The organism is Paenibacillus sp. sg306046 (assembly GCF_059821225.1).
Genome location: NZ_JCAMRT010000005.1, coordinates 36,956 through 57,221, shown reverse-complemented (window position 1 = coordinate 57,221; position 20,266 = coordinate 36,956). Strand labels below are relative to the sequence as shown.

The window sequence follows — 20,266 nt, the reverse complement described above, 5'->3', positions numbered from 1 at the left end:
GGCGATCCGCGATGCATCGTGGACAGCCGAGGCTCTTTGTTTAATGTCATCTAATGAAACACAGTCAAGTAAAGAGAGCAAGCCTTCAGGTTCGAGGCGCGAACAGGCCGGGCAAGCTGTCTGGAAGTCCGGATCAACCGGCAGGTCAGCTCCGTCATCTCAGAGGGCCCCGGTCAGCTGATGGATCGCAAGCAGCGTGAACGTCAGCAGCGTGCTGATAAGCGTATATTTCACAGCCTTGTCGGAAACATGCATCGCAGCTCTCTCCTTTCCTTCAAGTCGGATGGTTTTCCTTCATTGTAACGCAAGCCGGGCAAGGTTCGTGTTAAGATTTCATAAAGGGCTCCTGCGTGCCGGAACAGCCGCTGGGCGGCCTAATCGCTGCTGCGCATGGCGCGCAGCTCCTTGAGCGAATAAAACGTGCCCCGCCAATAAATGCCGCCCCGGCGCAGCGTCAGCCCGACGGAGCGGACGACCACATACACGAGCAGCAGAATGGTCGCGGGCAGCACCAGCAGCTCACGGCCGCCCTCCCCGGTGATGGAACGAACCAGCAGCAGATAGACGGTCAGCAGCAGCAGGGCAGAGGCTCCGAAGCCCCAGGCCGCCCAGCCGGGGGCAAACAGCCAGCCGACAAGCGGGAGCAGAAACAGCGCCAGCTGCCCGACGACGCCAAGCGCAGCCAGCCACAGCCGGTAGCCGAAGCCGGCGAACAAATTTTTCTCCAGTCCTTGAACGGCTGCCGACATGCTGCCATACCATTCCACCTCAAGATGGTTGACGCCCGATGCAAGCCGCTGGCGCAGCCTGCGCCGCTTGACCCGCCGTCCAAGCTCCAGGTCGTCGTCCGGCCGCATCGCAAAATCGCGGTGAGTGCCGATCGCTTCGTAAGCGCGGCGGGTCATCATATTAAAAGCGCCGATGCCCATTCCGTGCTGGTGCTGGAAGTCGTCGTTGGACCGCCAGGGGCGGACGTAAGCGCTCAAGGTGAAGAGAAAATAATGAACAAAAGCTTTCAGCCACAGCCCGCGGGCCCTCATACGCGGCGCAAGCGTCAGATGGTCGGCCTGCTCCTGCTGCATATACGCGACGGCGTCTGACACCGCATCGGGCGAAAACAGCACATCTGCATCGGTGAACAGCAGAATGCTGCCTCTCGCTTGCGCATAACCTTGATACAGCGCATGGTTTTTGCCGATCCAGCCTGCAGGCAGGCTTGTGATATGAATGATTCGCAGCGGTACGGCGATGCCGTCCCGGCGCTCCGACCAGTTGCGCAGCTCGTCAAGCTGCCGCCCGGTCCGATCCTGCGAACGGTCGTTGACAACAATGATTTCCAGTCGGGGATACGTCTGATTCAGCAGATGCTTCACGGTGTCGGTAATCGTTGACTCCTCTTCCTTGGCCGCAATAATGACGGACACGAGCGGGTAGTCAAACAACGCCTGCTTTCGGGCAAGCTCCTCCCTCCGGTTGCCGGGGGACGGGTCCATCCGGCGGATCAGCGTCTGTAGAGCTGTATTACCCGCAAAGTGCGGAAGTGAAAACATCCAGCGCCGCGCACGCAGCGTATCCCACAGCAGCGCCAGCCAATAGCCGAGCGCGCACAGCGACAGGAAGCCAAGCAGACTCATGAGCGGCACCTCCATCTGTTACCGGGTTTGTCCGAATTATAGCATGCGTCGACAGTCTTCAACAAATGTTGCCGAGGCGGCACAGAGCTGCAGGGGGCGGCGAACGATGACCGGCGTCCATCTCGGCCAAGCGTCAACAAAGGGTTGCCGGATTCGCCGGACGTACAGTATGCTACATGTACGTGACAGGCCGTCAGGCCATGCCTGGCGGCAGGCGAAGCATAATTCGGACGGGAACAGGTGACGTGAAATGGACGAACATGCGGCTCAGCCGTTATTCCGGAAAAAAGTAAAGGGCGGCGAGCTGCCCGCATTTTTGCATACGATTCGCGAGCAAGGAACGACACTGGATCAGCTGCTGTTTGTATGTGTAGGGACGGATCGCTCAACGGGCGATGCGCTGGGTCCGCTGGTCGGCTCACTGCTGGAGGAGGCCGGTTACCGGCGGGTGATCGGCACGCTGGCGCATCCGCTGGACGCGAGCAACCTGCCGCAGCGGCTGGCCGCTGTGCCAGCGGGCGTAACGGTGCTGGCGATTGACGCCTGTCTCGGGCAGCCGCTGTCCATTGGCAGCTACCAGGTGTCCAATCGGCCTCTGGCGCCGGGCAAGTCGGTCGGCCGCCAGCTGCCGCCGGTCGGCACGTATTCGATTGCGGCGATTGTGAACGTTGATCAGGGACAGAAGTATGCGCTGCTGCAAAGCACCTCGCTGCACGTGGTCATGACGATGGCTAAGGAAATTGCGGCGGCGATCCGCCATGTATTTCCGCTTTTTCCGGGTGCGGAGGCGGAGCTTGAGGCCGGAGCGGCGCGCAGCCCGGAGGAACGGGAGGGACGGCGATGAAGGAGCTTGGCGGAGGAGAAAGCGGACACGGCTACAAGCCTCGCGGGCGGGCGGACTGGAAGGACGTGCCGCTGTCGCGTGTCTATGGCCTGTTTCGGCCATACCGGTTTTCGCTGGCGGCCATCTTGACGCTGGCGCTGCTCGGCGGCGTCATCGGGCTTGTGCCGCCGCTTGTAATGAAAGAAATTATTGACCACGCGCTGCCGCAGGGCGACAAGCGGCAGCTGATGCTGATGGTGGCGCTGATGGTGCTGCTGCCCTTGGTCAGCGGCCTGCTGGGCGTCTGGCAAAACCATCAGAACACGAAGGTAGCCCAAGGTGTTATGCGTGATCTGCGACAGACGCTGTTTGCGAACCTGCAGCGGCAGTCGCTCGGATTTTTCACCGATGCCAAGTCGGGCGAGATTATCCAGCGGCTGACGGGTGACGTCCAGTCGGTGCAGTCGGTTGTATCGACACTGATCGTGTCCACCATTACCCAATCGGTCATCGTGGTGACCAGCGTCTGTATTCTGGTGGCGCTTGATTGGCAGCTTGCGCTGCTGGCGGTGGCGATTTTGCCGATTTTTCTGCTGCCGGTCCGCCGTGTCTCGGCGATCCGCAAACGGCTGCGCATCGAAACGCAGAAGGTGCGCGGCGATATGTCGGCGAAGCTTGGCGAGCTGTTCGGGGTGTCCGGCGCGCTGCTGACGCGTATTTTTCAGCAGGAGCCGGCCCAGCAGCGGCAGTTCGGCGAGCTGAACGAACGGGTCATGGAGCTGGAGCTGCGGCTGAATTTGGTTGGCCGCTGGTTTATGATGGTCATCGGCGTGCTGGGGCCGCTCGGCACCGCGCTCATTTATTTGTACGGCGGGTGGAAGGTCATGGAGGGGGAGATGACCATCGGCAGCATCGTAGCCTTCGCGGCATATCTGGGGATGCTGTACGGCCCGGTCGGCACGCTGCTGAACCTGCGGGTGGAGCTGGGTACGGTGCTGGGGGTGTTCCAGCGGCTGTTCGAATATGCCGACCTTGTTCCGGAGGTCGCCGACCGCCCCGGTGCGCGGGAGCTGGGCGTTGCGGCGGGCCATGTGGCGTACAAGCAGGTGTCCTATGCGTACCAGACGGGACAGGAGGCGCTGAGCGAGATTTCCTTTGTCGCCCGGCCGGGCGAGGTCGTGGCTATTGTCGGACCGAGCGGGGCAGGGAAGTCAACGCTGATCGGCATGCTGGCCCGGCTTTACGACCCGACAGACGGCGCAGTCGAGATAGACGGGTCCGATTTGCGCGAGCTGACGGTTGACAGCGTGCGCGCCCAGGTGGCGTTTGTCACCCAGGAATCGTTTCTGTTCCATGATACAGTCCGTCATAATTTGCTGTTTGCCCGGGCGGACGCAACCGACGCCGAGCTGGAGGAGGCCTGTCGACAGGCCTACGTTCATGATGTGATCGCGTCGCTGCCGCAAGGCTATGACACGACTGTCGGGGAGCGGGGCCACCGGATGTCGGGCGGCGAACGTCAGCGGCTGGCGATTGCCCGCGCGATTTTGAAAAATCCGCGCATTTTGATTCTCGACGAAGCGACCTCGCACCTGGACTCCGAGTCCGAGGCGTTCGTGCAGGCTGCGCTCGACAAGCTGATGATCGGCCGCACGACACTCGTTATCGCTCATCGGCTGTCCACCATTTTGGCGGCTGACCGGATTATTGTACTGGAGGGCGGCCGGGTCGCCGAGGAAGGACGGCATGAGGAGCTGCTGGCGGCAGATGGCTTGTATGCACGGCTGTTCCGCACCCAGTTCGCGCGCAGCGAAGCGGCTGCGACGTGATCGGCGAGGCCAGGCTCGGGCTACCCGCAGCGAGACTATTCATTCCAGTCCAAAATGGGTCGATATAGCTTGTATTCGAACGATTCGAAGCTCTACAACGGATGGCCGCAGTTCAGCTTAGGCACAAGCCAATCAAAGAGGGGTCAGGGGGAGACTTGCTATGATTACGGTAGATCAGGCAAGAAAAAAACAACTGGTATACACGGGCCTTACGGAGCAGGACCTGCACTTTCTTCATCAGCAGAAGGACCATTTTGCGGAAATTGTGGACAGCGTCGTGGATCAGCTGTATGACCGCATTTACTCGCAGCCTGAGCTGAAAAAAATAATCAGCGCCAACACGACGATTGAACGGCTGAAGGAAACTCAAAGATGGTACTTCATGTCGATGGTCGACGGTAAAATAGATGCGGAGTTTATTGACAGGCGACTGTTTATCGGCAGAGTTCACTCCCGAATCGGCCTAACAACGGAATGGTATCTGGGAACCTACATGCTTTATTTGAATGTCGCGGTGCAGCATTTCCAGCACATTGCTCCCGATCGCTGGATGGATATTATTCTTGCTCTAACGAAAATGTTTAACTTTGATTCTCAGTTAGTGCTGGAAGCCTATGAGCATGACGAGAAACAGAAAATTCAGGCGCTGTCTGACGAAAGACAGGATACGATCGGCAAGGTCAGCAAGGCGGTGCAGGATCTTGCGGCGATGATGGTTGAGCTGAACGGGAGCAGCCAGTCCTTGACTGACTCTGCGGTCCATACGACGGAAATCCAGACAAAAGCTCATCATCGGGTAGAACAGCTGCATGCCAGAGTCGGGGAGATCAATAAAGTAGGCTCGCTGCTGCAGGACATATCCGCTCAAACGCATTTGCTGGGGCTTACTGCGGCGATCGAAGCGGCACATGCCGGTGAGTTCGGCAGAGGATTTGGCGTAGTAGCCGACGAAATCCGCAAGCTGGCCTCCCACTCCAAGGAATCTCTGGTTACGATTAAGTCCAAGCTTGCCGAGATTTCCAATATTCTTCAGGAAGTGCTGCGGGATTCGGTGGAAGCCTCGGCGCTTGCGCAGGAGCAGGCAGCAAGCTCTGAGGAATTAACGTCATTTGTCCGTATGATTAAGTCTGTGGCGAATGAGCTGGAGCAAATTTGATTATTGAGGTTCTCAGCTAGTCCGTGTTAGGCCAAGCGGCCGGCATCTTCCACCGTTGAGGGGGGGATGCCGGCCGCGTTGTTGGAGCAGAAGGGGAAAAGGAGGTGTCAGGAGAACAGCTTCAGGCCGACCGCTGCGCTCAAAATCATCGTGATAAAAAGCAAGCGCCGCGCGTCGCGCGGCTCCCCGTAGCGCAGCATGCCGACGATGGCGCCTCCGGAGGCGCCGATGCCGGTCCAGACCGCATAGGCGGTACCCATCGGCAGCGTCTTCATTGCGATCGACAGCAGCAGGAAGCTGGAGACAAACGCAAGGGCGAGCAGCAGCGCGGAGGTTGCCTTCCGGTCGCGGACCAGTTTGTTCATCATGCTTACGCCCACAATTTCGCAGCAGCCTGCGCAGATTAACAGAAACCAGCTCATGAGCGTTCCCCTCCTGTCGCTGCTGACCCGGCTTGCTTGCCGGTGTTGCCGGTGACAAGCTTGAGACCAATGACGCCAACAAGCATGATCGCGATCAGCGCCAGCTTCGCCATGCTGACCGACTCTCCGAAAAATAAAATTTCACCGACAACGGTCCCGGCGGTTCCGAGCCCGACGAATACGGCGTACACGGTACCCACCGGAAGTACCGTTGATGCGCGAATCATCACGTAGAAGCTGAGGAGAATCGCGATAATGGTGATCGCCCAGCTCCAGACGTCGTCGGCATGCTTGAGGCCGCTTACCCATCCTACCTCAAATAAAGCGGCAACATACACTTGAACCCATTGTTTATTCATGATTGCTTCCCTTCATGTTTACGATTCCGTACAAGCGGCGATCCCGTTCCAGTACATTGACCATACGGCATCGAGCTTCGTATCAAGATCAACCCTGCGGTAATAATAGGTTTGCAAAAACAACCCGTCCATCATACAGTAAAACGACGTGATCAAGTTATCAATCGGCTCGCGCCGAAGCACCCCGGACTGGATGCCTTGCTCGAAGATCGCGCCCAAGGTGGCGTACATCATCGCTTCAGACACCGACAGCTGCTCACGCAGCCGATCCTCCAGCCCTGATGGCGGGAACAGCATGGCCCGTTTCATAAACGTAACCTGCTCCTCGTCAAGCAAATAGCTATGCCGGGCGTCGTCCAGCAGCGTGCGCAGCTGCTCGCGGGCGGGCCGTCCGTGCAAACTGGCAATCAGCTGCTCCAGCCGGCGATTATGCTCGCGGGTGCAGTCCTCCAGCACAGCGACAAACAAGTCGTCCTTGCTTTTATAGTGTGCGTAGATCGAAGGCGTCTTGATGCCGACGGCAGCCGCAATTTCGGATAAAGGAACCCCGTCATAGCCGTTGCGCGCAAACAGCTGCAGCGCGACTTCTTTAATGCGGGCAGATGTCATAGGCAGACCTCGTTTTCCCCTAACTAACGATAATTAGGTCAGTAATAATGGAATAGATTCTACCCGATCCGCATACGTTTGTAAAGAGCGGGACAAGCCCGTTTTGTCGGAAACGATCACAAGGCGAGGTTCGTCCGCATACATATGGGGTATTAGCTGTTATCGCTTTGCTTCAAGGATGAAGCATATGGAAGGAGTTCAAGAGAATGCAGCCTATTCGACACCGAAATTTGCAGGATGCGAGCGGCCGGGTGTATTGCTGTCTGCGAAATAAAGTCGTGAAGCTTGATCAGGAGCAGAAGGAAGAGTTTTGCCAGGGCTGCAGCATGTTTGCAGGCGATGCCGACGGCAAAGGAGTCGACTGCCTGTGGGACGACCTGCGTCCACTTGCGAATCCGTATATTGTGCGCGATCCGGCGAAGGAATGGATCAGCAACCAGACCAAGCACATCTGGCCTCCGGTCAATCATTTGTCGACGATGATGGTTTATCCCTCATGACGAACGCCGCAGGCAGACAGCCAGACCAGCACCGCCGAATCAGACAAAGGGAGAAGCACGCTTCCGGCTGCGGACGCATGCTCTCCCTTTTCCGTTTAAAATAAATCCCACAGCTGCTTGCCGATCAGCAGCGTCGTTACGACGATAAACAGCGGCTTCACGTAAGCCGCACCTTTGCGGATCGCCAGCTGCGAGCCTGCGAACGCGCCGGCGATCATCGCCAGACCCATCGGGAGTCCGTAGCCGACATGGACCGACCCGAGCAGGAAGAAGGCGGACAAGCTGGCAATATTGCTGGCAAAGTTCAGCACTCTGGCATTGGCGGAGGCGCCGACAAAGTCATAGCCGTACAGCAGAAAGACAAACAGCAGGAATGATCCGGCCCCAGGGCCAAAGAAGCCGTCATAGAAGCCGATGATAAATGCGGCGGCTCCGAGCAAGGAACGCGTCACCGGTGTGAGCGGGCGGAGCTGGCCTGTGCCATCCCAGTTTTTTTTGAACAACGTATACAATAAAATGCCGATCAGCAGGCTGACGACCAGCGGCCGCAGAAACGTAGGCGGCAGCAGATGGACCGTATACGTGCCAAGCGTCGAGCCGATAAAAGCAAGCGGAAACAGGGTGAGCACAACCTTGGTGTGAATTTTGCCGGAGGTCATAAAGGACAAGGTGCTGGTCAGCGACGACAAGGCGCCGCCGAGTTTATTCGTGCCAAGCGCCAGATTTGGCGGCAGTCCGGCAAGCAGCAGAGCCGGGAGGGAAACCAGGCCGCCTCCGCCGACGACCGAGTCAATAAATGCCGCGACAAATCCGGCCGCGATTAAAAACAAGAGCATGTCGAGCGCAGGCCATTCCATGAAGCCAATCTCCTTCGTCTGGGCGGGTTCCAGGTCTATTAGTCGAAAACGGTCTAAAAATACGGTACATTTAGTATAGTCAACCGACTGGTATTGTCAATAGTTTTCCCTTTATATGGGAATGTTGGAGTTGTTTCCGCATTACAATTTGGAGGAGGCTTGTTCCTATGAAAACAAAGTCGGAAGCCCGCACGGCCGTTGTGGCCGGGGCAACCGGACTTGTCGGCCGCGAGCTTGTCCGTCTGCTGCTGGCGAGTCCTGCCTACGCGCGTGTCATAACCTTGGTCAGAACAAGCACAGGACTGTCGCACCCGCGTCTTATTGAGCATCGGATTGCCTTCGACAAGCTGGAGGCGGAGACGGACGGGCTGCTTGAAGGCGCGGATGTGTTCTGCGCGCTTGGCACGACGATTCGCAAGGCAGGCAGCCAGGCGGCGTTCCGGCGGGTAGATTACGAATATCCGCTGGCGTTGGGCCGGGCGGCGGTGCGGGACGGCGCGGCCCGGCTGCTGATCGTGACGGCCATGGGCGCCGATTCGGGGTCGAGGTTTTTCTACAATCGCGTGAAGGGCGATATCGAGCAAGCGCTGAAGCGGCTTGGCTTGCCGCGGCTGGTCATTTTTCGTCCGTCGCTGCTGCTCGGCGAACGCGAGGAGCGGCGGCCGATGGAGCGGGCTGCCGCCGCGTTGTATAAGCCGTTAGGCAAGCTGATGCGCGGGCCGCTGGCGAAGTACAGGGCGATTGAAGGCTGCGCGGTGGCCGAAGCGATGCTGCGGCTAGCGGCCGCGGCGGATACGCCTGCCGTCGAGGTGCTGGAGTCCGAGCGGATCGCGGCGCTGGCGGCCAAGCGGGGATAAGGCTGCCAGCGCCGCGATTCCATTTGGCAACGGGGGAACATGGAGGGGGAATGTGACCGTGAGGTTGAAGCTGTTCGCTGCCCAAGCTTCACGGAAAAAAGGCTGATGCCCGCTGCATCAGCCTCCAAATGATTCCCGGAACGCATGCGACAACGCTCCCGATTCGACCTCCCACAGCGCGGCGACATCCGCGCAGACGTGGTCGTCGAACCAGTCAGCCAGCACCTTGCGGTTGCTGCCATGCTCGGCAATATACGGGAGATTGGCCATCACCCGGCGATAATACAGCTCGTCGGCCTCGCGAATCGGAGCCGGAGCGACATAACGTCCCAGCCGTTTGCGCGCCCGGTACAGCTCCCGACTGCAGGTGCGGCGAATTTGCCGCGCCGAGGGCAGCGGCTTCTGGTGCTTCATCGAGTTACCCGGATTCATCAGAGCGTCACCTACCTTCCTGACATAAGGTATGCGTCAGGCGGGGCTGTCGTACCGTCCGAAAGCAACATTTATCCGGGCAGGAAGCCGGGGACCGGGCTCGGCTCGCTCAGGAGCGGGGACTGGAGACGGCGGTCTGGCGCGGCTTCGCCTCCAGCAGCACCATCCCTCCGTAAATGAGCAGAAACAGCGCCATCACGGCTGAGGACATCCGGTACATCCAGGCGTAGCCGCTCAGGGCGGCGATCCCGCCAAGCAGCAGCGAGCCGAGGGCGATGCCCAGGTCAATGGAGTTGTAGAAGGCGGCATTGGCTGCGCCGCGACGGTCAGGGCGAACGGACTTCACCATCCACGCCTGCAGCGACGGCTGCAGCATGCCGTAGCCCGTACCGTAGCATATGGCTGCAATCGCCAGCAAGAGCACCCCGTGCGCATACGACAGCAGGACAAGCCCGGCCATCACCAGCAAAGCGGCGGGCGGCAGCACAGCGCGATGGCCGCGCGTATCGAACAGCTTGCCTGCAAAGGGGCGAACCAGCACGACGGCAGCCGCGTTAAACAGGAAAAACCAGCCGACGTTGGCAAGGCCCGTTTCTTTGCCGTACAGGGCCAGAAAGCTGATCAGCCCGCCGTAGGTCAAGGACAGCAGCATGCTCAGCAAGGCTGGCAGCAGCAGGTCCCGGCCTGCCCGCGGGCTGCGGTCGCCCGGAGCGTCCTGAGCGGAGGGCTTCGCGGCTCCGGCCGACACTGGCTCAGACTGTCCGGCAGCGGACGGAGCCGCCGCAGCCGCCTCCAGCCGGGCCGCTTGCTCTTGTTCTGCGGCAGCGTAGGCTGAGGAAGGACCGACTGCCCCTGCGTCCGATGCGGTCGCCGGGCGCTTGATGCGAATGCCCCAGACGATCGGCATAATGAGCAAACCAAGCCCGGTAGCAGCCGCAATCAGCGTGCCGAAGCCGTACGAGTCGAGCAGCCACAGCCCGATCAGCGGAGCGATCGCCATGGATAAGCCGGAGGACAGTCCGAAGTATCCCATTCCTTCGCCGATCCGTCTCATCGGGATGATATCCGATACCATCGTCCCATAGGCGGTGCTTGTGACACCGAACCCGATGCCATACACAAGCCTGAGGGCCAGAAACAGCAGAAAGCTTCCGGCCAAGTAAAAGCTGAACGTGGCAGCTACATAGAAGATAAGTCCGATGAGCAAAATCGTGAGCCGCGGTCCGGTTTTGAGCAGTCGGCCGACGAACAACCGGGAAAGGATGGCTGTCAGGGCAAACAAGCTGATAACCAGCCCGATATCAAACTGGCTTGCGCCAAATGCGTCTGTCACATAAGCAGGAAGCGCAGGAGTGATCATCTGCAGGTTCAAATACAGCAGCATGTTGCTCAGCGTCAGTAAAATAAACTCACGGCTCCAAAGCCGCGGCTGTTCAGCGGGAAGCGACATCGGATTCACGGGCGGTCGCCCTCCTCGTCCAGAAGCAGCTCCAGCCGCGCAAGGATGCGCAAATGGGCTTGGCGCAATACGGTCAGCTCAGCGCTGTCCAGCTCGCCGAAGATGTCCCGCAGCGCTGCCTGCTCAACCGGCATGACCAGATTCAGCCGGGCGCGTCCCTCCGGCGTCAGGAACACGAGGAAGGAGCGGCGGTCTGTCGGGCTCGTCTCTTTGCGAACAAGCTCCTTGCGGAGCAGGCAATCCAAAATCCGGGCCGTAGTCGGCTGATCCTTTACCGTACGGGCGGCAATCGCCTTCTGGCTGATCCCGTCCGTTTCGGCCAGCCGGCATAAAACTGAAAATTGCTCGGTCGTCATATCATACTCCTTGAGCCGGCCGGACAGCAGATTCGCCATCTTGCGGTGCGTCAGCCCAAGCAGAAAGCCAAGCGATAGGGAGGATAAATCAGGCTGCATAAGTCACCTCTGTTCCTAAATAGTTGTCATGGCAATTATATGTCCGACAACTAAAAATGTAAACAGCCCGGTTTGTTGACCTGCGCGAAGCTGCTTCGGCAGCCAGCTGCCTATTCATCCCGCGCGGAGCTTGTTCAGCCGGCAGAGCCGGTCGGCTAGACGTGCAAGGATGCGGCCCGGACGGGCTTATGATAGAATAGAGGCAGCCGCAAGATAGCTTGTAGAAGAGAGGATGATAAGGTGTCATGGTGAGTGAGCTGCTGCACCAGGGAGTTCAATCCGCGCTTCTGTTTATAGAAGGATTGGGCGTATGGGGGATTTTGCTGGGACTTATGATGGAGGTCATTCCGAGCGAAATTGTTCTGGCTTACGGCGGTTATCTCGTCTTCCGCGGTGAAATAACGCTGACGAGCGCGATCGTATTCGGAACGATCGGCTGCTTGCTGCAGCAGCTGATTTTGTATGCGCTGGGCAGGTACGGCGGCCGCCCGGCGCTGGATAAATTCGGCAAGTATTTGCACCTGAAGAAAAAGCACCTGGACATCGCTGAAAACTGGTTTACCCGCTACGGCCCGGGCATGGTGTTTCTGGCCCGCTTCGTGCCTGTGCTGCGGCAGGCGATTTCGATTCCGGCCGGGATGGCGCGGATGAATTTGGCCGCATTTATGTTTTATACGACGCTGGGCACCATTCCGTGGGCCATTTTGTTTGTCTACCTCGGCCGCGAGCTGGGGACCAACTGGGAGCAAATCGACAAGCTGGCCGCGCCTTACATGAAGCCGGTCCTGATCGGCGCGCTGATCCTGATTGCTTTGTATGTGCTGTGGAAATGGCTGCTTCGCCGCTCCGCCAGCCGCCGGACGAAGGCGGCGGACGACCAGCCGGAGCAGCCTGGCCAGCCGTCCGCCGAGCTGTACGCAGCAAGCGGACGAAACGGCGCTGCGAGCGGACGTGTCATCCAGCAGCTGAACTATATCGGCGGCGCGTATCGCGTGCTGCACGGCAAGCGCGTCCAGGGCAGCAGCAGTCCGCAGGAGATCGACCATCTGGTGATCGGGCCCAACGGCATTTTTCATATTGACGCCAATCCGTGGTCCGGTGAAATCAGCCTGGATCGGCCGTCCGGAACCGGCGAGGAAGCGGACGATGGCGACGAGCAGGGCAATCCGGATCTGACTGCGCCGCTGTACCGGCATGAGTATGTGCTCAAGGAGCTGCTGCGCAAGCACAAAATTCGCGCCGATGTGATCGGCATCGTCTGCTTCACGCACCCGAACAGCCGCCTGGCGGGAACGACCCGCTCCTTCGCCGCCTTGAAGGCCGAACGGCTGGTGCCGTATATTCTCAATCATCGTCCTACCCGGACGCTGTCGCCGGCCGATGTAGCCGCGATTGAGCAGCTGATCAACGACAGCAGCGTCTAGGCCGCCGTTTGGAGGCATGAAGTCGCCCGCGCTTATCCGCCGAAAGGAGGAATTGGAGCGCGGGCGTTTTTTTTGATACAATAGGCCGTAGGAAGATGTTGGAGGAGGAACGCAAGCATGAGTAAAAATTTAAGCAGCAAGCTGAACAAAGGGCTTTCGCCTGAGCAATTTATCCAGAAAATGACCAAAAACCAGGACAAGTTTCAGGAATGGTACGAAGCCTTCGCCTGGGCGGATGAAAGCGACAAAGAGTTTTTCGAGTCGATGAACAACCGTGACGATTTGCGCTGCCTGATCTTGTCCGCTGACTGGTGCGGCGATGTGATCCGCAACGTCCCGGCTGTGCTGCGGGCGCTTGAAATTTCCGGTATTCCGACCGAGCTGCTGATCAAGGAAGAGCATCAGGACGTGATGGAGCAGTTTCTGACGATGGGCGGCGAGGCGATTCCAATCGTTATTTTCACCGACTTCAGCGGCTTCGTCCTCGGCCATTGGGGACCGCGTCCGGCTCACGTTCAGGCTGTGATGAACCAGTTCAAGCAAGAAAACCCGGACCGTGAAGCGCCGGATTACCAGGACAAGATTAAAGTCGCGCGTGAGGAAATGGGACGGCAGTACGGAGAAGGCGCCGGCTATCAGACGGTTATCGTCCGCGAGCTTCGCGAGCTGCTGTCGACGTTCTAAGCCGATGACCGAACCCTTACAACCACTCAAGGTCGAGGTGTTCCAGCTTGGACCGATTCAGACGAATGCCTATTTGCTGACCGTACCCGGCGAGCAAAGAGGGATCGTTATTGATCCGGGCATGAACCCGGGCCCGCTGCTCAAGCGGACGGCCGATCTGGAGATCGAAGCGATTTTGCTGACGCATGCTCATTTCGACCATATGGGCGGCGTGGACGAGCTGCGCAAGGCGAAGGGCTGCCCGGTCTACCTGCATGACGCGGAAGCCGACTGGCTGACCGATCCGAAGCGCAACGGCTCGGCCCGCTGGCCGGAGCTTGGCGTGCTGCTGACGACGGACCCGGCAGAATATGCGCTGGATGACCGGCAGCAGCTCAAGCTGCTCGGCCGCACCTTCGACATTATGCACACGCCCGGCCACTCGCCGGGCAGCGTCAGCATTCGCTACGGCAATTTGCTGTTCGGCGGCGATGTGCTGTTCCGGATGTCGGTCGGCCGGACCGACTTGCCTGGCGGCAACCAGCGCGACCTGCTGGAGTCGATTCACGGCAAGCTGTTTGAGCTGCCGGACGACACGATCGTCTATTCGGGACACGGCCCGAAGACGACGATCGGCTACGAACGCGAGCATAACCCTTACGTGTAGAGGCCATCTACCCTATTTGCCAAGCAAGCCCGGAGAAGACGAGAAAACTCGTTTTCTCCGGGCTTTTTTGCATGTTCCGCAGCGACTGGATAGAGCGGGCATTTGCTTGCAAAGCTCGCTGCTTTGTTCATCCTTTGTCTGCGTCCCCCCCACGTCCCATTGCGACCGCTTGGAACCCCTCCCGCGCATGCTCCGCTCCACGCTGGTCATGTGCGGGCGTAACAGTTGGGGGGACAGCCGCCGGAGCAGGGCAAACGTCTATTTTGCCGGAAAATGGGTGAATACCGTGCTCGGTCTAGGTAGGACACCATAGACTGATGTTGTGTTCGGTACACCAGCACGACTACGACAACAAATCGCGCCCGAATAATCGGGCAGCGAACTGACGAAAGCCGGCCGCAAGCCGGACTTTGCGTACAATCCCCGGAGGTGTTTATGTAGTATGGAAAAAGTTCAACCGATGATGCAGGCCCCGATGCAAGCGTCTATGCCCTCCCCAATGCCCATGCCGATGCCGATGCCGATGCCGGCTCCGATGCCATCACAGCCGATGCACGGCGCTCCGATTAACGTGCATGCCAGCTATGAGGAAATTAACATCTATGCGCCGAAAAAGCATCACGAACACCACCACCACATGCCGACAGCCGTTTCTCCAGCCTATGCGGTTCCGCGTATGAATGCCGCGAGTATTTTGGTGCTGTACATTTTGCTGGTCATCATCCTGCGCAGCTTCCCGCGCTGTTAAAGAGGCCGGCTGCCGCCAGCCGCTGAACGCGTCGAAGCCGCCTCATGTCCGCGGCAGTTGTGGCTGTGGCAAGGCCGTTGCCTGTCAGCTTGACGGGGGACGGCCTGCTTCGTCTGTCCGCGCGGACTGGCGGTATTGCAGCGGGCTCATGCCGGTCCAGCGCTTGAACTGCCTGCTGAAGTGGGACAGCTGCGCATAACCGAGCAGGCCGGCAATTTCCTTCAGGGACAGACCGGGCTGCTGGATCAGCACCTTGGCCTCGTGCAGCTTCAGGTCGGATAAGTACTGCCTCGGCGAGATGCCATACACTTTGCGAAAGACTTCCAGCCCGTAGCCCGGACTGATGCCAAGCGAGGCGATCAGCGGCTCGATCCGCAAGGATTTATCCTGCCCGTCCGCGTCATCAAGCGGAGCATGCGGATGAAAGTTCGCTTTGATCGCCTCGGCAATTGCCGTCGCGTACTGCACCGAAGCGGGGGCGAGGGACACAGGCTCCGCCTGCGCGGCGAGCGCCGTTTGCGCCAGCAAGCCGAACAGCTCGAACAGGCTGGACTGCAGACGGAACCGGTCGGCCAATGTATATTCGCGCGGTTGCCGCCCCAGCTCAACCCAGTAGTCCAGTACGTTGCGCAGCTTGCCGTTTACTTCTGTATGCGCAGGGAAGCAAATGTTGGAGCTGCGAATCATTTCCTGACGAAACAGCGGATCATCGACGTTGAAGTGCGCGGTGAAGTAAGTCATGCCCGTGTCGGACGCACAGCGGTTGGCATGCTTGAAGCCGGGAGGGATCAATATAATATCCCCTTCATGCAGCAAATAGCGGTTATGCTCCATCATCGTTTCCTGCGTGCCGCTCAAAATCAAATTGATTTCAAAGCCAATATGCGTCTCGACCGGCATGGCCCAATCGGAGCTTACATGCTGATGGTGGGCGCCGTAAAACTTCACATTCCAATTAATAACAGGCAACCATTGAATCTGGCTGCTCCAGCCTCCGACAGGCTTGTTTTTATCCATGTTGCTCCACCTTGGTTTTGGGTAATTTTCACGTTGTTTGGACAATCGTCTGCATGGCTACTCTAAATCTATAATAAAGGGGAGCAGTGAGCAAGCCGGCGCCTGTACAGGCAATCAGGGGCGCTGTGCGAAGCAACGAAAACAGGACGGAGGCGGCTAAAGATGAGTGAACAGAGCATGCGCTGGATTTCCAGCACCCGCGAGGCGCGTTGGGTGGACAAGCCGTTGCCGGAGCAGGGCGGCGGCGAGGCCAATCTGACGATTACGGCCGAGCAGTTTCAAACGGTGGAAGGCTTCGGAGGCTGCTTCAACGAGCTTGGATTTGTGGCGCTTAGCCATCTGTCGGAGCAGGAGCGCGGCAAGGTGCTTCATGCGTTGTTCCACCCTGAGGGCGAGCAGAAGCTGAGCTTGTGCCGGCTGCCGATCGGGGCGAGTGATTACGCGCTGGAGTGGTATAGCCTGAACGAGACGGACGGCGACCTGCAGATGGAGCATTTTTCGATTGAACGGGATTTGAATTATTTAATTCCGTACATCAAGGAAGCGCTTTCTTATAATCCGGAGCTGAAACTTTTTGCGTCCCCGTGGAGCCCGCCGACCTGGATGAAATTTCCGAAAGCCTACAATTATGGCACGCTGCGCTGGGAGCCGGACATTTTGCGGGCGTACGCGCTTTATTTCGTCAAATTTATCGAGGCTTACCGTAACGAAGGGATTACGATTCACCAGATTCATGTTCAAAATGAAGTCGTGGCCGATCAGAAATTCCCGTCCTGCTTATGGACCGGCGAGCAGCTTCGCGATTTTATCCGCGATTATTTGGGGCCAGCCTTCGAGCAGCACGGCATTACGGCGGAAATTTGGCTGGGCACCATCAATGCGCCGGAGCCTTGGCAGGAATGGCTGAAAAAATCGACCTCCGATTTCAGCGCCTACGCCTTTACCGTGCTCAGCGACCCGGACGCTTACAAGTATGTAAAAGGAATCGGCTACCAGTGGGCCGGCAAGTATGCGATTCAACGCACTGTGCAAAGCTATCCGGAGCTTCGTTATTTGCAGACCGAAAACGAATGCGGCGACGGAACAAATACGTGGGAGTACGCCACTTATGTATTTAACCTGTACCAGCATTATTTTACGAACGGCGTAAACGGGTATACGTACTGGAACATGGTGCTGGAGCCGAAAGGACGCAGCACGTGGGGCTGGGAGCAAAATTCCATGATTACGGTTGATCCGGCCGCCGGGCAAGCGGTGTTTAACCCGGAATACGAGGTCATGAAGCATTTTTCCCATAAAGTCGCGCCGGGGTCGGTCCGCATTGGCTTGAAAGGGCCGTGGACAGGCAGCGCGCTTGCTTTCCGCACGCCTGCGGGCGAGCAGGTTGTGGTGATCTCGAATCCGTTTGCTGAAAGCAAGGTTGTGCGGCTGGCGACCGGGAACGGCGTGTACGCGTTCGAGCTGGAGCCGGAATCATTTAATACCATTATTTGTTAAGGTGGTGAAGGAGCGATGAGCGGCAAGCTGCTGTATGGGGTGGCTTATTATACGGAATATATGCCGTATGAGCGGCTGGATGAAGATATCCGGATGATGAAGGAAGCCGGCATCAATATGGTGCGGATCGCCGAATCGACGTGGAGTACGCATGAGCCGCAGAACGGGGTGTTTGATTTCGCCCACGTGGACCGTGTGCTGGATGCGATGCATGAAGCAGGCATTCATGTGATCGTTGGAACGCCGACGTATGCGATTCCGACGTGGATGGTCAAGGAGCATCCGGACGTGCTGGCCGTGACGGCGCAAGGGCCGGGCCGGTACGGCGCGCGTCAAATTATGGACATTACGAATCCGACGTATTTGTTTTATGCCGAACGGATTATCCGCAAGCTGATCGGCCATGTGAAGGACCATCCTGCGATTATTGGCTACCAGGTAGACAATGAGACGAAGCATTACAACACGGCAGGACCGAACGTACAGCTTAAATTCGTGAAGTATATGAAGGAAAAGTTCGGCACCGTGGAGCGGGTTAACCGGGAATTCGGGCTCGATTACTGGAGCAACCGGATTAATAGCTGGGAGGACTTCCCCTCCGTGGTCGGTACGATCAACGGCAGTCTGGGCGCCGAATTCGCGCGCTTCCAGCGCAAGCTGGTGACGGATTTTCTCGCTTGGCAAGCCGGGCTTGTGCGGGAATATAAGCAGCCGGAGCAATTTGTGACCCATAACTTCGACTTCGAATGGCGCGGCTACTCCTACGGCGTGCAGCCGGACGTGGATCATTTCGCTGCATCGGCAGCGCTCGATATTGCCGGGGTCGATATTTACCATCCTTCGCAGGACAAGCTGACCGGCATTGAAATTTCATTCGGCGGCGATGTGACCCGTTCGTTGAAGGGCGCAAGCTATTTCGTGCTGGAAACGCAAGCGCAGGCGTTCCCGAACTGGACGCCTTATCCGGGCCAGTTGCGGCTGCTCGCGTTCAGTCATCTGGCGTCAGGCGCCAGCATGGTTGCGTATTGGCACTGGCATTCGATTCACAACTCCTTCGAAACGTACTGGAAAGGGCTGCTCAGCCACGATCTGGCGTCCAATCCGGTGTATGAGGAAGCGAAGACGGTCGGGCGCGATTTTAACCGGCTGTCGCCGCAGCTGATGAACCTGCGCAAGTCGAACCGGGCGGCGCTGCTGGTCAGCAATGAAGCGCTGACGGCGATGTCGTGGTTCCCGCTTCCCGGCGGACAAACCCAGTACAACGATATTGTGCGGCTGATGTATGATGCGGCATTCCGGATGAATGTCGGGCTGGATATCGTCCATCCGTCCAGCGATGCGCTGGATCAGTACGAGCTGCTGCTTGTACCGGCGCTTTATGCCGCCTCGGACGAGCTGCTGGACAGGCTGAACGCATTTGTTCAGCGCGGCGGCCATGTGGTCTATACGTTCAAAAGCGGTTTTACCGACGAGCATGTTAAAGTCAGAACGACCGCACAGCCGGGTATCATTCATGAAGCGTGCGGCATCCGGTACAATATGTTTGTCGAGCCGCAGTCCGTTGCCTTCAAGGACGATCCGTTTGAGGTTGGAGAGGCGGACAATGCCGTGCATACCTGGATGGAGCTGCTGACGCCGACGACAGCCGAGGTGCTTGCCAGCTACGAGCATCCGCATTGGGGAGCCTATGCGGCCATTACCCGCAACCGCTACGGCAAAGGCACGGCGACGTATATCGGCTGCCTGCCGAGCGCCGCGGTGATGGGCAAGGTGCTGGAGGCGGCCGTGAAGGAAGCCGGGCTATGGGGGCCGGACCAGGCGATCCGTCATCCGCTGATTACGAAATCCGGGGTGAATGAGCGCGGAAGGACGATTCGCTATTATTTCAACTATTCCGATCATCCCGAAAGCTTGGCGTATCCGCATGGCGAAGGCGTTGAACTCGTGTCCGGGCTGGCGATTCGCCAGGGACAGCGTGTCGAGCTGCCTGGCTGGGGTTTTATCGTGGTGGAGGAAGCCTAGATCTTAGGGCGTGCTGCTTGCCGCAGAGGCGTCAAGTCGTGAACCAGACTTCCCGGAGGGGGAGTCTGGTTTGTTTGCGTACGGCTCGTCTGTTTGCGCAGCAACACGGACGCGACTTGCTTATTCGGGTTTGGGCTATGATAATCAAGGACGGGGAGCAAATAGCGGCTGCTTGCTGCTTCAGATGCGCCTGCTTCTCTCCGCTGCGCTGGATTTCATCCGGGCTGGCTTTGCTCGACACGCACGGCACCTGGACAGCCGCCTAAGCCAACCGGGCGGCCGCCGCATACCTTATAGCAGCCTATACTGCATAAGGGAAGGGTGAGCTGTTATGATGAGCAAGTTTCCCGGTGTAATCCGGCATATGAATGAAGGTCTGGACGAACTGCGCGGCACGATGGATAAAGTGCAAACGCTTTGTCAGACGGCGGAGCAGATGTCGCCCGTGCTGCTGCAAATCGCGCAGCTTGTGTCGGAGGTGCGCCAGAAGGCCTCCGCTGGCCAAGCTGCGGACCGGCCGATCCGGCTGAGCGAGATAAATACGCGGCCGCGTGCTGGCCGCAGACAGGGGCAGCGCCGCACGGCCGCGTCACGCCGGAACGGACCGGGCAGCCGCCGGTCTGCTGCCGTGGGCAGGCCGCGCCGGTACACTGGCGAGGCGCGGTCGGACAGTTAGCGCGGCGGCTGTGCGCAGCAGGCCCGGATGGAGCGGCAGCACGGGCGTACAATCTGTGCTGCCGCCCGCCGCCCGCCAACGCGGGAGGGGGAGCTCGTAGCGGAGCGGAACAGCGTGGACTGAAAAAGCGAAGCGTTCGTCTTGATAAAGGGGTGGATAC

The 20,266-nt window shown here is 58.7% G+C and carries 21 protein-coding genes; 12 read left to right on the top strand and 9 right to left on the bottom strand.

Annotation, left to right across the window (positions count from 1 at the left end):
* Positions 1 to 374 precede the first annotated feature (374 nt).
* Complete coding sequence (locus AC6ROY_RS06655; RefSeq protein ID WP_500099374.1) at positions 375 to 1,634, bottom strand: glycosyltransferase family 2 protein; 1,260 nt, start codon at positions 1,632 to 1,634, stop codon at positions 375 to 377.
* 250 nt (positions 1,635 to 1,884) lie between these two features.
* Between AC6ROY_RS06655 and yyaC the strand changes: the two genes are divergently transcribed.
* The 3 genes from yyaC to AC6ROY_RS06640 all read left to right on the top strand — a co-directional run bounded on the left by yyaC (position 1,885) and on the right by AC6ROY_RS06640 (position 5,442).
* Positions 1,885 to 2,478, top strand: a complete 594-nt coding sequence (yyaC, locus tag AC6ROY_RS06650; RefSeq protein WP_500099373.1) for a spore protease YyaC — start codon at positions 1,885 to 1,887, stop codon at positions 2,476 to 2,478.
* Positions 2,475 to 4,286, top strand: a complete 1,812-nt coding sequence (locus tag AC6ROY_RS06645) for an ABC transporter ATP-binding protein (protein WP_500099372.1) — start codon at positions 2,475 to 2,477, stop codon at positions 4,284 to 4,286. Before yyaC ends, AC6ROY_RS06645 begins: the two co-directional genes overlap by 4 nt.
* Positions 4,287 to 4,446: 160 nt before the next feature.
* A complete protein-coding gene (locus tag AC6ROY_RS06640) occupies positions 4,447 to 5,442 on the top strand; it encodes a protoglobin domain-containing protein (RefSeq protein ID WP_500099371.1) in 996 nt (331 codons plus the stop codon).
* Between the two features lie 107 nt (positions 5,443 to 5,549).
* Here AC6ROY_RS06640 and AC6ROY_RS06635 read toward each other — a convergent pair whose 3' ends face one another.
* The 3 genes from AC6ROY_RS06635 to AC6ROY_RS06625 are packed head-to-tail and all read right to left on the bottom strand — an operon-like array spanning position 5,550 to position 6,832.
* A complete protein-coding gene (locus AC6ROY_RS06635) occupies positions 5,550 to 5,864 on the bottom strand; it encodes a DMT family transporter (RefSeq protein WP_500099370.1) in 315 nt (104 codons plus the stop codon).
* The gene (locus AC6ROY_RS06630) at positions 5,861 to 6,223 is read right to left on the bottom strand and encodes a DMT family transporter (protein ID WP_500099369.1); all 363 of its coding nucleotides are present in this window, start codon (positions 6,221 to 6,223) and stop codon (positions 5,861 to 5,863) included. The genes AC6ROY_RS06635 and AC6ROY_RS06630 overlap by 4 nt, the downstream gene beginning before the upstream one ends.
* Before the next feature lie 18 nt (positions 6,224 to 6,241).
* Positions 6,242 to 6,832 (bottom strand): TetR/AcrR family transcriptional regulator, encoded by a 591-nt coding sequence (locus AC6ROY_RS06625; protein ID WP_500099367.1) that lies wholly within the window; start codon positions 6,830 to 6,832, stop codon positions 6,242 to 6,244.
* Positions 6,833 to 7,038: 206 nt separating this feature from the next.
* Here AC6ROY_RS06625 and AC6ROY_RS06620 point away from each other — a divergent pair, with 206 nt between their 5' ends.
* Positions 7,039 to 7,332 carry a hypothetical protein gene (locus AC6ROY_RS06620; RefSeq protein ID WP_500099366.1) on the top strand — a complete coding sequence of 98 codons (294 nt, stop codon included), beginning with the start codon at positions 7,039 to 7,041 and terminating at the stop codon, positions 7,330 to 7,332.
* Between the two features lie 95 nt (positions 7,333 to 7,427).
* Here AC6ROY_RS06620 and AC6ROY_RS06615 read toward each other — a convergent pair whose 3' ends face one another.
* Positions 7,428 to 8,189, bottom strand: coding sequence for a TSUP family transporter (locus AC6ROY_RS06615; protein ID WP_500099365.1), 762 nt, complete (start codon positions 8,187 to 8,189; stop codon positions 7,428 to 7,430).
* Positions 8,190 to 8,356: 167 nt separating this feature from the next.
* Here AC6ROY_RS06615 and AC6ROY_RS06610 point away from each other — a divergent pair, with 167 nt between their 5' ends.
* A complete protein-coding gene (locus AC6ROY_RS06610; protein WP_500099364.1) occupies positions 8,357 to 9,046 on the top strand; it encodes an NAD(P)H-binding protein in 690 nt (229 codons plus the stop codon).
* Between the two features lie 117 nt (positions 9,047 to 9,163).
* Here AC6ROY_RS06610 and AC6ROY_RS06605 read toward each other — a convergent pair whose 3' ends face one another.
* The 3 genes from AC6ROY_RS06605 to AC6ROY_RS06595 form a co-directional block, all read right to left on the bottom strand.
* On the bottom strand, positions 9,164 to 9,478 hold the full coding sequence (locus AC6ROY_RS06605; RefSeq protein WP_500099363.1) for a dehydrogenase: 315 nt from the start codon (positions 9,476 to 9,478) through the stop codon (positions 9,164 to 9,166).
* 109 nt (positions 9,479 to 9,587) lie between these two features.
* Complete coding sequence (locus AC6ROY_RS06600; protein ID WP_500099594.1) at positions 9,588 to 10,928, bottom strand: MFS transporter; 1,341 nt, start codon at positions 10,926 to 10,928, stop codon at positions 9,588 to 9,590.
* 5 nt (positions 10,929 to 10,933) lie between these two features.
* Positions 10,934 to 11,392, bottom strand: a complete 459-nt coding sequence (locus AC6ROY_RS06595) for a MarR family winged helix-turn-helix transcriptional regulator (protein WP_500099362.1) — start codon at positions 11,390 to 11,392, stop codon at positions 10,934 to 10,936.
* Between the two features lie 245 nt (positions 11,393 to 11,637).
* On the opposite strand from AC6ROY_RS06595, the gene uptA reads away from it, so the two are divergent.
* The 4 genes from uptA to AC6ROY_RS06575 all read left to right on the top strand — a co-directional run bounded on the left by uptA (position 11,638) and on the right by AC6ROY_RS06575 (position 14,894).
* Complete coding sequence (gene uptA, locus AC6ROY_RS06590) at positions 11,638 to 12,816, top strand: undecaprenyl phosphate transporter UptA (RefSeq protein ID WP_500099361.1); 1,179 nt, start codon at positions 11,638 to 11,640, stop codon at positions 12,814 to 12,816.
* 117 nt (positions 12,817 to 12,933) lie between these two features.
* Complete coding sequence (locus AC6ROY_RS06585; RefSeq protein WP_500099360.1) at positions 12,934 to 13,500, top strand: thioredoxin family protein; 567 nt, start codon at positions 12,934 to 12,936, stop codon at positions 13,498 to 13,500.
* A gap of 4 nt (positions 13,501 to 13,504) precedes the next feature.
* Positions 13,505 to 14,146, top strand: coding sequence for an MBL fold metallo-hydrolase (locus tag AC6ROY_RS06580; protein WP_500099359.1), 642 nt, complete (start codon positions 13,505 to 13,507; stop codon positions 14,144 to 14,146).
* A gap of 442 nt (positions 14,147 to 14,588) precedes the next feature.
* Positions 14,589 to 14,894: a hypothetical protein gene (locus AC6ROY_RS06575; RefSeq protein WP_500099358.1), complete on the top strand. Its 306-nt coding sequence runs from the start codon at positions 14,589 to 14,591 to the stop codon at positions 14,892 to 14,894.
* An 84-nt stretch (positions 14,895 to 14,978) separates the two neighbouring features.
* Here AC6ROY_RS06575 and AC6ROY_RS06570 read toward each other — a convergent pair whose 3' ends face one another.
* Positions 14,979 to 15,911, bottom strand: coding sequence for an AraC family transcriptional regulator (locus tag AC6ROY_RS06570; RefSeq protein ID WP_500099356.1), 933 nt, complete (start codon positions 15,909 to 15,911; stop codon positions 14,979 to 14,981).
* A 162-nt stretch (positions 15,912 to 16,073) separates the two neighbouring features.
* Here AC6ROY_RS06570 and AC6ROY_RS06565 point away from each other — a divergent pair, with 162 nt between their 5' ends.
* From AC6ROY_RS06565 to AC6ROY_RS06555, 3 genes are all read left to right on the top strand, one after another.
* A complete protein-coding gene (locus tag AC6ROY_RS06565; protein ID WP_500099355.1) occupies positions 16,074 to 17,408 on the top strand; it encodes a glycoside hydrolase family 30 protein in 1,335 nt (444 codons plus the stop codon).
* A gap of 15 nt (positions 17,409 to 17,423) precedes the next feature.
* Positions 17,424 to 19,430, top strand: coding sequence for a beta-galactosidase (locus tag AC6ROY_RS06560; protein ID WP_500099354.1), 2,007 nt, complete (start codon positions 17,424 to 17,426; stop codon positions 19,428 to 19,430).
* A 331-nt stretch (positions 19,431 to 19,761) separates the two neighbouring features.
* Entirely contained in the window at positions 19,762 to 20,106 is a 345-nt protein-coding gene (locus tag AC6ROY_RS06555) for a hypothetical protein (protein WP_500099353.1), read from the top strand.
* The last annotated feature ends 160 nt before the right edge of the window (positions 20,107 to 20,266 follow it).